This is a genomic window from Shewanella scandinavica (assembly GCF_031932065.1).
GTDB lineage: Bacteria > Pseudomonadota > Gammaproteobacteria > Enterobacterales > Shewanellaceae > Shewanella > Shewanella baltica.
Genome location: NZ_JAUOES010000021.1, coordinates 48793 through 65733 on the forward strand (window position 1 = coordinate 48793; position 16941 = coordinate 65733).

The following is a 16941-nucleotide window of genomic DNA, read 5'->3' on the forward strand; positions in this document are numbered from 1 at the left end:
ATTTGTGTGTAGAAATGCCATTGATAAAATTTTTATGAAAGAACTGAATAACTTGAATTTTCTACTATAGTTGTTTTGTCTAACCTGAACGTATTTTTGCTTGTCGCGCTTTTAGAGATAGCCGCTTTCCCCTTCAATACAGTGACCTTAAGGAATAGAGATCATGAAATTTGGTAAAATCTTGTCAGCCGCCGCACTACTGCTCAGCAGTAACCTCAGTTTCGCCGAAGAAGTCCCCCAAGCCGTTATCGATCTAGCCGATTCACTGATGCCATTAGGTAAAGAAGTGGTGCTGGTGAATGCCGTTAAAGCGCAAAATGCTCAAGGCAAAAGTTTAGATTCGATCAAAACATTAGATGAAAAATGGATCGCCACCGCTGGGATTGATGATTTTATGTCGTCCTTGATGAACAACGAAGCGGCCAAGTTTCTCACCACCTTCGAAGCCAGCCAACCTTACTACCAAGAAATTTTCCTCATGGATAATCAAGGTGCTAACGTCGCCATGACCAGTAAAACCTCGGACTACTGGCAGGGTGATGAGGATAAATGGCAAAAATCCTTCGCCAATGGCAAAGGCGATAAGCACATAGGTCCGGTCAAATTTGACACTAGCTCCCAAGCTTATCTGGTACAAATATCGATACCCGTCATGGATGGCGATGCCGCAATTGGTGCTATCACCATAGGGATCAACCTAGATCAATTCGGACTCTAATAGCCAGAAAACGCCAGTGATGGGCCGCATCCGCTTTTATTTCGTGGTTATCGCGGCCCTCACCTTTCAGTGTATCAATCAAGGAGGGCGTGGCTATGGAATGGTATAAAGATCTTTCCGTTAACCAGAAACTGACTTACCCGAGTCTGCTACTCGCTGGCGTAGTCATCTTCGCCTCTTCAACTGGCATCTTAGGGCTTAAAGCATTAAATAACAGCGCAAATACGCTCGCACTCGAATACTTACCGAGCCAATCTGAACTGCTGCAAGCTGATAAAGAGCTTTACCAAGCGCAAGTTGCCGAACGTAGCCTGATGTTCGTTAACGTGGGCACTGACTCCTATAATAGCCTTCTAAAACAGCACACTAATAGTATATCTTTGGTCAAAGAACACCTTAATCAGTTTTCCAAGGTGACCACTAGTCCCCTCGCAAAAGAAAAACTCAATGAATTAAATCGCAGTTTCGAGGCGTGGAGTACCACCACTTCTGAAATCAGCAATCAGCGCACCCAAAATGGCCGTAACGGTCGCACGACCGCCATTGATCTGAGCTTTGGCCAAGCAGCGACGCAATTCGAGCAGTTGCATCAAAATATTAATCAGTTGATCGATGACTTAAACAGCAACACGGCAGCAGCCGTCACCCAAGTGGATGATGACGCCTATCGTGGGCAGCAGATGCAGTTAATTGCTTTAACGATTAGTATCCTGATCTGCATTCTGTTCATCGTTGCGCTGCCTAAACTCATCAGTAAGCCACTCGCAGTTTTGCTCGCGAAAATCCACGACATTACCGATGGTGATGGCGATTTGACCGAGCGAATCCAGCTAACCTCTAAGGACGAACTGGGTGATCTTGCCAATGCCTTCAATCACTTCCTCGATAATTTACACGGCATTATCTCGCAGTTTAAACAATCTACTTCGGAGCTGAATGTCGCCGCCGAAGGGCTAGCCAAAACCAGTGCCACGGCAAAACATACCTTGATGGATCAACAGGCGGCCACCCATAGAATCGCCGATGCCAGTGATCACATTGCTGCCTCAGTGCAAGAAGTGTCTGTCAGTGCCAGTCATGCCGCCGATGCCGCGAAACAAGCCGATGTCTTTACCGCCGATGGCCAAGAGAGAGTGAAAAAAACCATCAATGTAATTCGTGAACTCGCAGGAGATGTAGGCTCAGCCGAAATGCAGATCAACAAACTCGAACAAGAAGGCCAACATATCGGCCGCGTGCTTGAGGTGATCCAATCTATTGCCGAGCAGACGAATCTATTAGCCCTTAACGCAGCGATTGAAGCGGCGCGAGCGGGCGAACAAGGACGCGGCTTTGCTGTGGTTGCCGATGAAGTGCGCTCCCTCGCCTCTAAGACCCACCAATCCACCGAAGAAATTAAATTGATGATCGCCAATGTGCAAAATGGCACCCAAAGCGCTGTGGCGGCAATTAATATCGGTAATGAAAAGGCGATTTCAAGCGTCGAAGCCGCCAGTAATGCCGGTGAAGCCCTAGCGCATATTGCAGAAATGGTGAGCCAGATCAGCGAAATGAATAATCAAATCGCCCTCGCTGCCAAAGCGCAAACCACTATGGCCAATGAGAGTCATCAAAATATTCAACACATTGCCGAACAGTCGGAGGACAGTTTACGCAACACTGATGAAATCTACGCCGCAAGCGTACAACTCTCGTCAATGGCGGGTAACCTCACGGCGCTGGTCAGTCGTTTTAAACTGTAATTTGTTGAGAGTGAAAGTTTTTATATAAGTTACCTTTTGTAAATCAGTGATGTTTGAAAAGTCCCCTCTACCGAATAAGGGAGCATAAACCTGTCGCAGTGATGATCTGAATTCAGGTGCTCCCTTATATTTAAACAGCAAAGCTAGCATAGATTAGCAGCGCTTAACCACTAAGCCTCTTGCCGCGCGTAGGTTGACTAACATAGGTAACATCAACGCAAGGATTACTATCAGCATACCCACCAATTGAATTTCCGTTACCGCCTGCCCCATGGCTAACGCCGTTAATGCCGCAAAAACGGGCACGAGATTAAAAAAGACCGATGCCTTAGCGGGGCCAAGCGCCTTAACGCCGTTAATCCAAAACAGATAACCGAGCACAGTGGCGAACAAACCTATGTAGAGCACGCTAGACAAAGCCGTCGTCGACAGCCCCATCAACTCCTGCCAAGGGTGAAACTCACCTCGGCCAAGCCCAACCACGGACATAGACACACTGGCTGCTATCATACTCAGCAAGGTAAAGGGCAACACAGGCAACCAATGGCCGACCCGTTGCGAACAAATGGTATAACCACTCCACGCCAACATGCCAGCGGCAATCATCACATCACCTTGGCTAAAACTAAAATTGAGTAATTGCTGCATACTGCCGTTAGTGATCACTAACAGTACGCCCGCCAAACCGCCCACTAAGCTGAACACTTGCTGCCTGCTGAGCCATTCACGCTGTAATAGCGCGTTGACGATTGAAGTCACCAGCGGGCTGAGCGCCATAATCAAGGCGCCATTGGCGGCAGAGGTGTGCTGCAGCCCATTAAATAACGCCAGATTTAAGCCGCCCACACCAATCACGCCTACTAGCGCTATGACAATGTATTGCGCCAAACTCAATTTGGGCCAAGCCTGACGAGTAAAAACGATATATAACGCCAGAGTCACAGCCGCAATGGTAAAACGCCAGAATACGAGGGATTCCCCTGACATCTCCTCCAGCACTCGCTTAGCAATCGGAAACACACTGCCCCAGCTAAAAACGCAAATCAGTAGACAAACAATTGTCATGTAAGGTGTATGGGATTTCATATCGGACTCTAGGGAGGTAATTGGGATTGAGCTTAGTTTATAAGTTTCATATATTATTAAAACAAACAAGATTGAGAGCTTAAATTCCAAATATGAAACTTAATTATTCCTTAGACGATATGCGCTTATTTTGGGTGGTGGCACAACAAGGGAGCTTTAAGCTCGCGGCGCAGCACTTAGGCATTCCACCTTCAACCTTAAGCCGTCGAATCAATCTGTTAGAACAATCATTAGGCCTGCGTTTACTGCACAGAGACGCCCATAGAGTCAACCTTACCGCTACAGGTCAGCGGTATCTCGAACGCTGCGGCCCGCTGTTTATCGAGTTAAACCAGGTATCCGGTGAGTTGCATGCGGATAAACATCAAGCGGTTGGCAAATTGCGGATCTCGGCGCCCATCAATACAACCTATCGCTGGCTGGGTGAATCACTCAACGCCTTCCAACGGCATTATCCCAATATTGATATCGATTTAAGTCTGTCGAACATGAATATCGATGTCAGTGAAAACGCCATCGATATCGCCTTTCGAGTGGGCGAACCTAAAGATCCCGATTGGATTGCAAGGCCACTTACCACGATTAGCTTTGTGCTTTGCGCCAGCACACCGGCAATCCAGTGGCATACACTGCAATCCATAGAAGAACTGGATCTGCATCCGGTTATCATCGCTAAGCCCACAAAAACGTGGCGTTTACAGCACAAAAGCACTGGGCAAAATGTCGAGTTTGAGCCAAGAGGTAACATCAAATTAGCCGTCGATGATATGGCGATCGCCAGTCAGGCTGTAGTGGCGGGGCTCGGTATTGGACTATTACCCATCAGCATGGCGAGTGAACAGATACAAAGCGGCAAGCTCGTTCAAATACTGCCAGAATGGCAAGGTATTCCGCGCACAGCCTACTTGATGTATCGCGATCGGGACAACCTGCCCTTACGGGTCAGACTGTTAATTGATTTTATGTTGGCAAATCCACCCGAGGCTTATTGAGCCATTCAGGCGTGAGTCTGCGGCGTATCGACTCAGTAAACAGCTAGAGCGCTAAATCAAGCTGAGTCTGGGCATTTGGGATTTCGGGCACTGCGAGGATAGAATCGGCGAGGCCGACCGAAATACCTAATAGGCGAATGCCGCGCCCCTCTTGCCTTGCCATCGCCTGTGCGAGTAGATCATAGAACATCACAATCGAGACTTCATCGCTGCGATGCTCGATAGTGGTTTGCTTGAAATCATTAAACTTGAGCTTGACCACTTGCTTGTGAATTTTGCGCTCCTTAGCGCTGCGGCTCAAACGTAGGGCTAATTCTTGGATCAATCCTGGCATCACTTGTTGGCACTGCTCTAGGCTATAAATATCCTTCGCTAACGTGGTTTCAACACCCACCGATTTACGCTCCCTGTCGGCAGAAATGCCCCGCTCATCTATGCCTTGGGCACGTTCAATCAAGACACCACCAAACTTACCGAATCGCGCCAATAACTCAGCTTTAGAATAGGCTTGCACATCACCACAGGTATTGAGACCAAGCGAGGAGAGCTTTTCGGCGGTGACTTTGCCGACACCGGGAATTTTACGCAGCGATAAGGTTTTAACAAACTCAGGGAGTGTCTCTGGGGTAATCACATATTGGCCGTTTGGCTTATTCAAATCCGAGGCAACCTTAGCTAAAAACTTCACTGGTGCTATGCCAGCCGAAGCGGTTAACCCCGTTTCGGCTAAGATATCGCGGCGAATGGCCTGCGCAATCAAGGTCGCCGAGCCCTTATATTGTTGGCACTCACTCACGTCTAAATAGGCTTCATCTAAGGACAACGGCTCAATCAATGGGGTATAGCGGGAGAAAATTTCACGAATTTGCAGTGAGACATCTTTATAAACCTGCATCCGCCCAGGAACCAAAATGAGATCGGGACACAACTTAAAGGCATAAGCGGTCGCCATCGCCGAACGCACACCGAATTTACGTGCCTCGTAACTGCAAGTGCTAATAACACCACGACGATCGCTGCTGCCGCCCACAGCTAAAGGCTTGCCACGGTATTCGGGAAAGTCGCGCATTTCCACTGCCGCAAAATAGCAGTCCATATCGATGTGAATAATTTTTCGCACGTTGAATTCCTCTAACGCCAAAATACTGTATATAAAAACAGTAATCAAGTGTTCGTCATCAATTTAGCGGGGATCGGGCGGGAAACCTAAAATTAAAAGGAGCCTAAGCTCCTTTTGTGAGTGCACTATGAGTGATGCCGTGATTGAGCTGATGGTCAGTGAGCAAATAGTTCACTGACCAACTCAGGCTTAAATCTTAAATTGGCCGATATTGCGAGTAAGTGCGCGGGTCATATCCTCAAAGCCTTGCAAGCTTTGCGACAAGTCCTGACTCGAAAGCAAAGACTGATCCGACAACCCCCGCACATTATCGACATTGAGCGCCACTTCCTCGGCTGCCACGGCTTGCTGATCGATTGCTACGGTTATTTCAACCGTTTGCTGTTGGATTGACATAATCGCCGTCGCAATATCATTCAGTGCCGCTTCGACCTGAGTCGTTAGCTCTTGCCCCGCTTTCGCTTGCTCAACGCCCGATTCCATCACTTGCTCGGCCTGCAATGCGCTTTGTTGCAAGGTGTGAATAATACCTTGAATGTTAGCGGTAGAATCTTGGGTACGGGATGCCAGCGTGCGCACTTCGTCTGCCACCACAGCAAAGCCACGGCCTTGCTCACCCGCACGCGCCGCTTCAATCGCCGCATTCAATGCCAATAGATTGGTTTGTTCGGCAATATTACGGATCACGCTCAAGACTTCACCGATTTGCTCTGAGCTATTGCGTAAGTGTTTAATCACTTTCGCCGCCGCAATCACTTGCTGTGACAGCGCTTTCATCCCTTCGGTCGCACGGGAAACAATCTGTGTACCATCGTGGGCCTGAGTTTGCGCCTTCTGGGCAAAATCATTCGCCCGCTGGGCACTGACAGCCATTTCTTGACTGGTTTGCGCCATTTGCGTCGCGGCGGTGGCAACCGAATCTATCTGCTGCTTTTGCGATGAGACCGACGACACGGCTAAGTCGCAGATCTGCCGCGCATCAATAACGCCCGTCCCAACCTCTTGGGTTAAGCTGCGCGTATCTAACAACATATGCTGCACTTTCTCGGCAAAGCGGTTAAAGGCATCGCCAAGTTTGCCTAACTCATCTTCTCGATCCATTAGAATACGTTTTGATAAATCACTGTCACCTTCGGCGATATCTTCCATCGCATCCAATAACTTAGCTAACTGGCGTCTAAAGGGCAGCAACATCAACCATACCGTCACGCCCATTAGCAGCATGATACCTATGGCGACCATACTGGCATTCCAGAACGCGGCGGTCACTGGTGCTTCAATCACTTCGTGGGGCAACATAAAGGCTAAGTGCCACTTTTGTTTGGGATAATCGCCGCCCACGGTCACAAAGCTCACCCGCTGGGGAACGCCATTAAATGTAACATTAGCAAACCCTTGCGCTTCCCTTTGCATCTGTTGTCGTAATGCCGAAAATCCTGATGTGTCCTTAAACTGAGTATCCACTTGATTCGCCAAGGAGCCCGGCGGGAAACGCTCGGAAAAACCAGGGAAATACACTAGCTTGCCTTCGTCTGTCATCAAGAAAGCTTGGCCAAAGTCACGGTATTTGATCGGTGCCAGCAGGGATTTACCAATAGTATCAATCAAGATATCCATGCCGCCGATCCCAATCAGCTCACCATTGGCAGCATAAACAGGGGTTTTAACCGTGGCAGAAATTGAACCATCGTTCGCATCGACCGCAGGATCGCCAACAAACAAGCCACGCTGGTCAATCGCCTCCTGCCACCAAGGTCGTTTGTTGGTGTAGTAATCTGGGTCGCCATCGAAGCGGCCATTAAGGTCAAAGTACTCGAAGGTATTGGCCGAGCCAAAAAACACAGACTTAACATCGCTATCGCGATCGGAGAAAGACTTAAAGTAAGCAATAATGTCTTGATACTGGCGATCAGTCGCGAGATGACTGCCACGGGCGTGATACTGAGTAAACCATTTGACTAAACCCGGCTCGGCAAATACTGAATGGATCACTTGGCCCTTAGCAATAAAGTAACCGCTGATCTCATTGGCTTTTAAGGCAACCAGCGCCGAAATATCCGCATCGACCTGCTTTCGCGTGTTATCACTTTCTTTCGTCACCAACAAAGCGGCGACTAAGGTAAGCAGTACAGCAAGCGCACCAACGATAGTCACCACTAACTGCAAACTTAGAGAACGTTTCATATATCCCATCAATCTTCCCGTCTGGCTGACCAACAACTTAACAATATGGCTCGCAAAAATAGTTTTACACGGTAACAATTTTTACCTGTTAACAACAGATGGAATCACCATAAAAAACGTAAATAAGTATTTGTAAAGAAAGGATATTGAACATATAACAGGATTCGCTAAATTTAAGGCAGATTGCAGATGATGAGTTTGTAGAGGCAGAGTTTTACAGTCAGATAGACTATATAGGGATTCGAAAAATAGGAAGCGGTAGAAATAAGATCAGCGAGTTAGTCTCGCTGATCTCGATTTAGCGATTACATCTTAGTTTGCAGGTAGTTTTGCAGCCCGACACGGTCGATAAGTCCGAGTTGTTTTTCGAGCCAATACATGTGGTCCGACTCAGTATCGTCGAGTAACACTTCGAGGATTTCGCGGGTCTGGTAATCTTGCTTCTGCTCACACAGGGCAATCACTTGGCGCAAATCGTCCGCGACCTTGTACTCGTAGGCGAGATCATTACGCAGCATCTCTTCCACATCTTTACCTATGTTCAACGCCTCACGGGCGGCAACATTAGGCGTTCCTTCGAGGAATAAAATACGCTGTACTAATTTGGCCGCATGGGCTTTTTCATCATCAGACTCATGGGCGATGCGCTCATAAAGTTCATTCAAGCCCCAATCTTCGTACATGTGTGCATGGACAAAATATTGATCCATTGCCGAGAGTTCTCCCGTTAGGAGTCGATTTAACGCATCGATGACGTCTTTATCGCCTTTCATATCCCGCTCCTATTGGTCGCTAATTTGCGATTGAAGATAATTTTGAATACCGGTTAGCGTAATGAGCTCTTGCTGCGACTCGAGCCAATCTAAGTGTTCTTCCTCGTCTTCAAGGATGTCTTCCAGCAGATCGCGGCTCACATAGTCTTGCTCGGCTTCACACAGGCTAATCGCATCACGCAGCAATGTAAGCTGCTCTTGCACCATGGCCAGATCGCAGTCGAGCATTTCTTGGCTATGTTCACCAATGCGAAGTTTCTCGAGTTGCTGCAAATTTGGCAGACCTTCCAAAAACAACACGCGCTCGATGAGCTTATCGGCGTGCTTCATATCTTGGATGGATTTTTTGTATTCGACGTGATTGAGTTTCTCTAAGCCCCAATGTTTAAACATGCGGGCATGGAGGAAATATTGATTGATGGCGGTCAACTCACAGGTAAGCACCCGATTCAGTTGCCCAACCACTTTAGGATGACCTTTCATAAGTTACTATCCTTGGTAAGCGTGAAAAAGATTGATCTAAATCAAGCTTCTAGCCTAGTACAATTTACCCATCAACTCAAATTATCTTTATATTTCACTAACTTAATGATGAAAAGCATTCTCATTCCTGCTTAGATTAACGCGCTATCTCCCTCATAACCCAAGGATAAATTTAATTGGATGGTCTAGCTTGATAAGTTTCATGCAAAAAAATAGCCTCCAGATGGGAGGCTATTGTCGAAACAGACGATTGAGAGAATATTAAATAATACGATCTTTGGTTAACTTCTCACGGCGCGCTTCTTCAGCGGCCATACGACGTTTACGTTTGTCACAAGGGTCATCACAATCACACGCTTTCTCAATCCCTAGAACACCTAAACCGCCACAGCTTCCTTCGACGGCTTTGCGCTTGATGAGATAACCTATCGACATCAGCAAAAAGAACAGTAATAAAACTACAAATGCCGCGATAAAAGTGCTCATGTTAACTCCAACTACTTAAGGAAAGGCTTGAAGGCGTCACTGTAATAGACTTTAAATCCTTCGCCTTGCTTTTCAATTAGCATTATCGCCAAGTGTTCCTTCTTGGCAAGCTCCAATGATGCTTCTGTACCTAAAACCATCATAGCCGTCGCAAAGCCATCGGCAGTCATGCAATTCTGATGCAATACGGTCACAGATGCTAGCTTATGATTGATTGGCAAACCGGTACGTGGATCAATTATATGGGTAAAACGTTGGCCGTCTTCCTCATAATAATTACGATAATCGCCCGAGGTCGCCATCGCCATAGTCCCTGGTGAGATAACCTGCTGTACGGCTTCAGAGCCATCATCGGTCGGTTGCTCTATGGCAACGCGCCAAGAGCTACCATCGCCTTTAGCACCTTTAATGCTGAGCTCACCGCCAATTTCAACTAAATACCCAGTCGCGTGGTATTTATCGAGAATAGAAGCAACTTTATCAACCCCAAACCCTTTGGCGATTGATGACAGGTCTACGTACAAATGCGCGTTATGCTTACTTAAACGATGACCTTCTATCGAAAGCTCACTAATACCGGTTTTGGCTTTCGCCGCATCGATATCGGCCTGAGTCGGAACTTTCGTTGGGCGCTTATCAGGACCAAATCCCCACAGGTTAACTAAAGGACCTAAGGTAATATCAAGTGCCTTATCCGTCACTTGATATAAGCGTATTCCCTCTTGCACCACTTTGATGGTATCCGCTGAAACTTCAACGCTTTGTTCCAATGGCAATTGGTTGAAACGGGATAATTCTGAATTTGGGCGATACGTCGACATCTGGTCATTGACTAGCTCAAGGGCTAAATCAATTTCCGCTTGAAGTAATTGCGCCGTCGGCATCTGCTCATTCGGCACGACTTTAATGTGATAAGTCGTCCCCATAGTGCTGCCCGCTAATGAAATGACCTCGTTCTGCTTTGAGCAGGCTGAAACAAAAAAGGCCAGCCCTACGAGGACTAGCCAGTTAAATGAATGCTTTAATACTGAGGTATTGATCTTTAAGGTCTGAAACATAGTGACCTACTACTCTTATTTGGGCCCTTAAATGCAAAAGTTGCAGATGAGAGATTATCCTCAACATCTGCAACTTTTCTATCTAGGACTAATGAACATTAGCCGCCGAAGTCATCCAACAAGATGTTTTCGTCTTCGACACCAAGATTTTTCAACATACCAATTACGGCAGCGTTCATCATTGGAGGTCCACACATGTAGAACTCACAATCTTCTGGTGCATCATGGTTTTTCAGATAGTTTTCATACAATACGTTATGAATAAAACCTGTGTAACCATCCCAGTTATCCTCTGGTTGAGGATCTGAAAGTGCCACATGCCATACGAAGTTATCATTCTCAGCCGCTAGGCCGTCGAAGTCTTCTACGTAGAACATTTCACGCTTAGAACGAGCACCGTACCAGAAGCTCATCTTACGTTTAGACTGAAGACGCTTCAGTTGGTCGAAGATATGTGAACGCATTGGCGCCATACCCGCACCACCGCCAATAAACACCATTTCTGCATCGGTATCTTTCGCGAAGAATTCACCGAATGGGCCAGAAATTGTCACTTTATCGCCAGCTTTTAAGCTCCAAATGTAAGATGACATCTTACCGCAAGGCAGAGTCAGGTTACGTGGTGGAGGCGTAGCAATACGCACGTTCAGCATGATAATACCGAACTCTTCTGGGTAGTTAGCCATTGAGTATGCACGGATAGTTTCTTCATCAACCTTAGATTCAAGATTGAAGAAACCGAAGTGCTCCCAGTCGCCACGGTATTGTGCAGGTACGTCGAAATCTGCATATTTAACATGGTGAGCAGGTGCTTCGATTTGAATATAACCGCCAGCACGGAATGGTACAGATTCGCCATCAGGAATTTGCAGCTTCAGCTCTTTAATGAAAGTGGCTTTGTTATCGTTAGAGATAACTTCACATTCCCATTTCTTGATACCGAAGATTTCTTCGTCAAGCTCGATTTCCATATCGTTCTTAACGTTAACCTGACAAGAAAGACGACAGCCTTTACGGGCATCACCTTTGCTAATGTGGTCAAGTTCTGTTGGCAGAATATCGCCGCCGCCAGACTTAATCACTACGCGACATTGGCCACATGAGCCACCGCCACCACATGCACTCGATACGAAGATACCGCTGTTAGCCAAAACGCCTAACAACTTACCGCCAGCACCGGTTGTAATTGCTTTTTCAGGATCGTCATTAATGCCGATCGTGATGTCACCGCTAGCCACTAACTTAGACTTAGCGAATAAAATCACTAATACCAAGATGAGGACGATAGCAGTAAACATACTCACACCGAGGTAAACCTCGAGCGGAGTAGATTTAAAAATACCAAGAATATCCATTAACTTATCCTTAGAAGGTCCAATTCAAGAAGCCGTTATGCGTCTCTTACAGAGACACACCAGAAAACGACATGAAACCTAAGGCCATCAAACCAGCAGTGATAAAGGTAATACCTAAACCACGTAGGCCGTTAGGCACGTCGGCATACTTCAGCTTCTCACGGATACCGGCCATCAATACGATAGCTAATGCCCAACCCACTCCTGAGCCGAAACCAAACACCACACTTTCGCCTAACTTATAGTCACGCTCAACCATGAATGATACCGCACCAAAAATCGCGCAGTTCACTGTGATCAAAGGTAAGAAAATACCTAATGCGTTGTACAAAGGTGGAAAGTACTTGTCCAGTGCCATTTCCAGAATTTGAACCAAAGCCGCAATCACACCGATAAAGGTAATGAATTTCAAGAAGCTTAAGTCAGCTTCAGGTGCGCCAGCCCAAGCAAGTGCACCAGGAGCTAGCAGCCCTTGATAGATAACTTGGTTTGCTGGGACAGAGATAGTTAACACTACAACTACCGCAATCCCTAGGCCCATGGCTGTGGTGACTTTCTTAGACACAGCCAAGAAAGTACACATACCTAGGAAGAAGGCCAGTGCCATGTTTTCAATGAAAACAGAGCGAATTAACAGGCTAATATAATGTTCCATCGCACTTACCCTTTTGCTTCAACTTGCTCTGGCTTATAGGTACGAATAATCCAAATCAAAACACCGATCAGGAAGAACGCACTCGGAGGCAGTAGTAGCAGACCGTTTGGTTGGTACCAGCCGCCATCAGAGATCTTGTGCAGGATTTCAACACCGAACAGAGAACCGTTACCAAACAGTTCACGTACGAAGCCAACAGCTAACAGAATCGCACCGTAACCTAAACCGTTACCGATACCATCCATAAAGCTCATCATTGGCGGTGTTTTCATCGCGTAAGCTTCGGCACGACCCATTACGATACAGTTCGTAATAATCAGACCGACGAATACCGACAGCTGCTTAGAGATCTGATAAGCATAAGCCTGCAGCAATTGGTCAACCACGATTACCAAAGAGGCAATAATGGTCATCTGTACGATAATACGCACACTGCTTGGAATATGATTACGGATCATTGAGATAAACAGGTTCGAAAACGCGGTTACCGCAGTTAACGCCAACGCCATTACCAGTGCAGTTTCGAGCTTGCTCGTTACCGCTAATGCACTACATACACCAAGTACTTGTAAAGCAATCGGGTTGTTGTTGACTATAGGTCCGGTCAGAACCTGTTTCAGTTCTTTAGCGTCAGACATTAGTTGAGACCTCCATTGCGTGCTTTTTCAATGAAACTCGCAAAACCTTCTTTCCCTAACCAGAATGTCAGTGAATGTTGCACACCGTTACTCGTTAAGGTTGCGCCAGATAATGCGTCTACACCGTATTCAGTGCTAGCAACAGCTGGGTTTTTCGTTACGCTGATAGCAATGTTACCTTGCTCATCAAATAACTTTTTGCCATGCCATTTCGCTTTCCACTGAGCATTTTGCACTTCGCCACCTAAGCCCGGCGTTTCGCCTTGCTCATAGTAGACTAAGCTTTGCACTGTGTTTAGATCAGCATCCATAGCAAGGAAGGCATACATAGTAGACCAAAGGCCATAACCATGGATTGGCAGGATCACACTCGTTAATTTGCCTTGTTCATCACGAACAAGATAAACCACAGCGTTATCCGCTACGCGTTTCACAGAAGCAATGTCGTTCTCAGGTACAAATGAGGTTTTCACATCACGAGACGCTTTACGTTGATCATAAGTGTCAGCATCAACACCCTCAACCCAAGCACCCGTTTTCAAATCGACCAGTTTAGCTTCGATGTGTTTGCCGTATGTATCCAGAATTTGCGCTTTGGTGACCTTGCCAGCTTTAGTATCGATAAGACCAGCGGCTTCCAGAATGTACTTTTGCTTATCGAGCAGTTTATTTTCTGCTTGAGTCGGTCTCAGTAACACTGCTGCAGTAGACACAAATATCGCACAAATCAGACATAGGCCAACGACGATAAATAAGGTTCTGCCGAACGAATCTTTATTACTAGCCACGGGCAATCCTCCGCTTGATATTTGCCTGAACCACGAAGTGGTCGAACAATGGCGCGAACAAGTTAGCAAACAGAATTGCCAACATCATGCCTTCAGGGAATGCAGGGTTAATCACGCGGATAAACACAGCCATTGCACCGATCAAGATACCGTATGCCCATTTAGCTTGGTTAGTGAATGACGCTGACACTGGGTCTGTCGCCATAAACATCATGCCAAACGCAAAACCACCTAACACTAAGTGCCAGTACCAAGGCATTGCAAACATTGGGTTAGTGTCGCTACCGACAACGTTAAGCAGAGTAGAAATGGCAATCATACCGACCATTACACCGCCAACAATGCGCCATGAAGCGATACGGGTGTAGATGATGACCAAACCACCTAACAGAATCGCTAATGTAGACACTTCACCCACTGAACCTGGAATGAACCCGAAGAACGAATCCCACCAGTTTTGGTTAATTGCGTAATCTAATGTGCCCGCAGCAGCTTGGCTCAGTGCAGTCGCACCTGAGTAGCCGTCAGCCACAACCCATGAGGTATCACCCGACATGTTCAACGGATAAGCGAAGAACAGGAAGGCACGACCCGCTAGCGCTGGGTTTAAGAAGTTACGCCCTGTACCACCGAACACTTCTTTCGCCACAACCACACCGAAGGTGATACCCAGCGCCACCATCCATAATGGGATAGTTGCTGGCAGCGTTAAAGCGAACAGGATAGAGGTAACGAAGAAACCTTCGTTGACTTCATGACCGCGGATAGAGGCAAACAGCACTTCCCAGATACCACCGACGGCGAAGGTCACCGCATAGATAGGTAGGAAGAAACAGGCGCCATACCACATTAGCGCAGGCCAGCCAGAGTTTGCCGTCAGTTCAGTACCGAACATGCTGAACAAGCTCACTTGCCATACGTCAGGGGTAGCAAAACCAGCCACTAAAGCTAATTGAGCTTGTAAACCTACGTTGTACATACCCACGAACATCGCTGGGAAAGCACAAGCCCAAACCGTAATCATCATACGTTTTAGGTCGAGGTTATCGCGAACGTGGGTTTTGCCCTTGTTCACTTTACCTGGGGTATAAAAAATCGTGTATGCCGCTTCGAATAGGGCATAAAACTTTTCGTATTTACCGCCTTTTTCAAAGTCGGGTTCAATACGTTCGAAAAAATCTTTCAAGCTCATTAGCCTTCCCTCTCGATCGTATCTAGACAGTCACGCAGATATGAACCGTAGTCATACTTGCCTGGACATACGAACGTACACAGTGCGAGATCTTCTTCATCTAACTCTAACGCGCCTAACGTGGCAGCACCGTCAAAGTCACCTGAAATCAAGTCACGCAACAACATAGTAGGAAGAATGTCCAATGGCATTACACGCTCATAGTTACCAATTGGCACCATAGCGCGGTCTGAACCACCTGTACTGGTCGTCATACTGAACAGACGAGAAGGAGCAAGATGTCCTAAGAATGCACGAGTGATAGAATATTTGTCTGAGCCTGGTAATACCCAGCCTAAAAATTCTTTCTCTGTACCTTCTTCTAACAGACTTACTTGAACATGGTAACGACCTAAATACCCTTGTGGGCCAACGGCTGTACGACCATTCAGAACAGAGCCTGAAATCAGACGAACATTACCATCTAAGGCTTCACCTGCGGTTAATTCAGTCATACTCGCGCCCACAACAGTGCGTACGAGTCTTGGCTTAGCCGCTTTAGGGCCTGCGATCGCAATAACACGTTCGGTATTGAGCTCACCCGTTGTAAATAGCTGACCAATTGCTATTACATCTTGGTAACCAATATGCCAAACGGTACGTTTTGCAGAGGCAGACAATAAGAAGTGAATATGAGTACCGACTAATCCTGCAGGGTGCACACCAGCAAATTCTTCAACTTGGGCGTTTGCGGCAGGAATATCAGCGCCAGGCGCTTTACAAAGGTAAACTTTACCGTCAGTAAGTCTTGCTAAGACCTTAAGACCATTAGCAAAATCTTCTTTATGCTCACGGATCACCACAACGGGATCAGCGGCAAGAGGTTGAGTATCTATTGCGGTTACAAAAATACCAGCAGCAGAAGAGTCTACAGCAGGAACTTTGCTAAAAGGACGAGTACGCAATGCAGTCCATAAACCTGATTCGATCAGATTGTCACGGACTAACTGCGAGTCGAGCGTATCGAGTGCAGTGGCATCATATTTAGCAAAGGCAACGCTTTCGTTTCCTTCCACTGCAATGACAACAGACTGCAGAACACGCTGGGCGCCCCGGTTAATGTCTAATATAGTACCACTGGCTAAAGCCGTATATTTAACGCCTAAATTCTTCTTATCTTCAAAAAGAACCTGGCCTTTTTGTACTTTATCGCCCACTTTGATTTTCATCGTTGGACGTAAGCCAATATACTCTTCACCCAAAGTAGCTACATGTTTAATGGCTGGGCCATTATGGATAACTTGCTCTGGTCCGCCTGCTATAGGCAGTTCCAATCCTTTCTTAATTGTAATCATATCCACAAGCACTACGTTTGAAGGAAAGACAATGCGCCGCGTTCCTGCTAAATACTTAGGTTTTAAACAAAACCTACTGCATTGAGCTAGCGCAGATTTATCACAGAAATGCGATCGCAATCACGCTGGTCGCGCGCATTTTACCCCAATTGACTTGGCATCGCCACGAAAATTATAGGTGATTTCAAACCTAAAAAATGGATTGAAAAGAATCATGCGCTACAGCGTTCGCCTTCCGACCTAGTGACGGATCAGAAAGAGAGAATATTACGGCCACTGGGTACTATAGCATTAATAATTAAAGATTTAATTTAGCAAAAAGTCGAAACATCCACTA

16 protein-coding genes are annotated in these 16941 nt (G+C 46.7%); 3 read left to right on the plus strand and 13 right to left on the minus strand.

The genetic code is table 11. The annotated features are described in order from the left end of the window. The first annotated feature begins 163 nt into the window (after nt 1–163). The gene (locus Q4Q50_RS16825; RefSeq protein WP_006080485.1) at nt 164–718 is read left to right on the plus strand and encodes a cache domain-containing protein; all 555 of its coding nucleotides are present in this window, start codon (nt 164–166) and stop codon (nt 716–718) included. A 95-nt stretch (nt 719–813) separates the two neighbouring features. Further along, entirely contained in the window at nt 814–2460 is a 1647-nt protein-coding gene (locus Q4Q50_RS16830) for a methyl-accepting chemotaxis protein (RefSeq protein WP_311900336.1), read from the plus strand. A gap of 153 nt (nt 2461–2613) precedes the next feature. Here Q4Q50_RS16830 and Q4Q50_RS16835 read toward each other — a convergent pair whose 3' ends face one another. Then, a complete protein-coding gene (locus Q4Q50_RS16835; RefSeq protein ID WP_311900337.1) occupies nt 2614–3546 on the minus strand; it encodes a DMT family transporter in 933 nt (310 codons plus the stop codon). A gap of 92 nt (nt 3547–3638) precedes the next feature. Here Q4Q50_RS16835 and Q4Q50_RS16840 point away from each other — a divergent pair, with 92 nt between their 5' ends. Continuing rightward, nucleotides 3639–4538 carry a LysR family transcriptional regulator gene (locus tag Q4Q50_RS16840; protein WP_311900338.1) on the plus strand — a complete coding sequence of 300 codons (900 nt, stop codon included), beginning with the start codon at nt 3639–3641 and terminating at the stop codon, nt 4536–4538. Nucleotides 4539–4581: 43 nt separating this feature from the next. On the opposite strand, the gene dinB is transcribed toward Q4Q50_RS16840, so the two are convergent. The 12 genes from dinB to Q4Q50_RS16900 all read right to left on the minus strand — a co-directional run bounded on the left by dinB (nt 4582) and on the right by Q4Q50_RS16900 (nt 16604). Then, nucleotides 4582–5658: a DNA polymerase IV gene (gene dinB / locus Q4Q50_RS16845; RefSeq protein ID WP_311900339.1), complete on the minus strand. Its 1077-nt coding sequence runs from the start codon at nt 5656–5658 to the stop codon at nt 4582–4584. 189 nt (nt 5659–5847) lie between these two features. Continuing rightward, nucleotides 5848–7851: a methyl-accepting chemotaxis protein gene (locus Q4Q50_RS16850; protein WP_311900340.1), complete on the minus strand. Its 2004-nt coding sequence runs from the start codon at nt 7849–7851 to the stop codon at nt 5848–5850. Between the two features lie 296 nt (nt 7852–8147). Next, entirely contained in the window at nt 8148–8615 is a 468-nt protein-coding gene (gene bfr / locus Q4Q50_RS16855) for a bacterioferritin (RefSeq protein WP_006080476.1), read from the minus strand. A gap of 9 nt (nt 8616–8624) precedes the next feature. After that, entirely contained in the window at nt 8625–9098 is a 474-nt protein-coding gene (gene bfr / locus Q4Q50_RS16860; RefSeq protein ID WP_006080475.1) for a bacterioferritin, read from the minus strand. A 261-nt stretch (nt 9099–9359) separates the two neighbouring features. Beyond that, nucleotides 9360–9584, minus strand: a complete 225-nt coding sequence (nqrM, locus tag Q4Q50_RS16865; RefSeq protein ID WP_063884096.1) for a (Na+)-NQR maturation NqrM — start codon at nt 9582–9584, stop codon at nt 9360–9362. An 11-nt stretch (nt 9585–9595) separates the two neighbouring features. After that, nucleotides 9596–10642 carry an FAD:protein FMN transferase gene (locus Q4Q50_RS16870; RefSeq protein ID WP_106651432.1) on the minus strand — a complete coding sequence of 349 codons (1047 nt, stop codon included), beginning with the start codon at nt 10640–10642 and terminating at the stop codon, nt 9596–9598. Between the two features lie 98 nt (nt 10643–10740). Next, nucleotides 10741–11997 carry an NADH:ubiquinone reductase (Na(+)-transporting) subunit F gene (gene nqrF, locus Q4Q50_RS16875; protein WP_006080471.1) on the minus strand — a complete coding sequence of 419 codons (1257 nt, stop codon included), beginning with the start codon at nt 11995–11997 and terminating at the stop codon, nt 10741–10743. Between the two features lie 46 nt (nt 11998–12043). Next, a complete protein-coding gene (nqrE, locus tag Q4Q50_RS16880) occupies nt 12044–12652 on the minus strand; it encodes an NADH:ubiquinone reductase (Na(+)-transporting) subunit E (protein WP_006080469.1) in 609 nt (202 codons plus the stop codon). 5 nt (nt 12653–12657) lie between these two features. Then, a complete protein-coding gene (locus tag Q4Q50_RS16885) occupies nt 12658–13290 on the minus strand; it encodes an NADH:ubiquinone reductase (Na(+)-transporting) subunit D (protein WP_006080467.1) in 633 nt (210 codons plus the stop codon). After that, on the minus strand, nt 13290–14078 hold the full coding sequence (locus tag Q4Q50_RS16890) for a Na(+)-translocating NADH-quinone reductase subunit C (RefSeq protein ID WP_311900342.1): 789 nt from the start codon (nt 14076–14078) through the stop codon (nt 13290–13292). The genes Q4Q50_RS16885 and Q4Q50_RS16890 overlap by 1 nt, the downstream gene beginning before the upstream one ends. Next, a complete protein-coding gene (locus Q4Q50_RS16895) occupies nt 14071–15270 on the minus strand; it encodes an NADH:ubiquinone reductase (Na(+)-transporting) subunit B (protein WP_006080463.1) in 1200 nt (399 codons plus the stop codon). Before Q4Q50_RS16895 ends, Q4Q50_RS16890 begins: the two co-directional genes overlap by 8 nt. Then, nucleotides 15270–16604, minus strand: coding sequence for a Na(+)-translocating NADH-quinone reductase subunit A (locus Q4Q50_RS16900; RefSeq protein WP_006083937.1), 1335 nt, complete (start codon nt 16602–16604; stop codon nt 15270–15272). Before Q4Q50_RS16900 ends, Q4Q50_RS16895 begins: the two co-directional genes overlap by 1 nt. Nucleotides 16605–16941 lie beyond the last annotated feature (337 nt).

What these genes read in the sequence shown, in the direction of transcription:
- Q4Q50_RS16825 (WP_006080485.1), top strand. Translation starts at nt 164, where the DNA reads ATGAAATTTGGTAAAATCTTGTCAGCCGCCGCACTACTGCTCAGCAGT.
- Q4Q50_RS16830 (WP_311900336.1), top strand. Translation starts at nt 814, where the DNA reads ATGGAATGGTATAAAGATCTTTCCGTTAACCAGAAACTGACTTACCCG.
- Q4Q50_RS16835 (WP_311900337.1), bottom strand. Translation starts at nt 3,546, where the DNA reads ATGAAATCCCATACACCTTACATGACAATTGTTTGTCTACTGATTTGC.
- Q4Q50_RS16840 (WP_311900338.1), top strand. Translation starts at nt 3,639, where the DNA reads ATGAAACTTAATTATTCCTTAGACGATATGCGCTTATTTTGGGTGGTG.
- Q4Q50_RS16850 (WP_311900340.1), bottom strand. Translation starts at nt 7,851, where the DNA reads ATGGGATATATGAAACGTTCTCTAAGTTTGCAGTTAGTGGTGACTATC.
- bfr (WP_006080476.1), bottom strand. Translation starts at nt 8,615, where the DNA reads ATGAAAGGCGATAAAGACGTCATCGATGCGTTAAATCGACTCCTAACG.
- bfr (WP_006080475.1), bottom strand. Translation starts at nt 9,098, where the DNA reads ATGAAAGGTCATCCTAAAGTGGTTGGGCAACTGAATCGGGTGCTTACC.
- nqrM (WP_063884096.1), bottom strand. Translation starts at nt 9,584, where the DNA reads ATGAGCACTTTTATCGCGGCATTTGTAGTTTTATTACTGTTCTTTTTG.
- Q4Q50_RS16870 (WP_106651432.1), bottom strand. Translation starts at nt 10,642, where the DNA reads ATGTTTCAGACCTTAAAGATCAATACCTCAGTATTAAAGCATTCATTT.
- nqrF (WP_006080471.1), bottom strand. Translation starts at nt 11,997, where the DNA reads ATGGATATTCTTGGTATTTTTAAATCTACTCCGCTCGAGGTTTACCTC.
- nqrE (WP_006080469.1), bottom strand. Translation starts at nt 12,652, where the DNA reads ATGGAACATTATATTAGCCTGTTAATTCGCTCTGTTTTCATTGAAAAC.
- Q4Q50_RS16885 (WP_006080467.1), bottom strand. Translation starts at nt 13,290, where the DNA reads ATGTCTGACGCTAAAGAACTGAAACAGGTTCTGACCGGACCTATAGTC.
- Q4Q50_RS16895 (WP_006080463.1), bottom strand. Translation starts at nt 15,270, where the DNA reads ATGAGCTTGAAAGATTTTTTCGAACGTATTGAACCCGACTTTGAAAAA.
- Q4Q50_RS16900 (WP_006083937.1), bottom strand. Translation starts at nt 16,604, where the DNA reads ATGATTACAATTAAGAAAGGATTGGAACTGCCTATAGCAGGCGGACCA.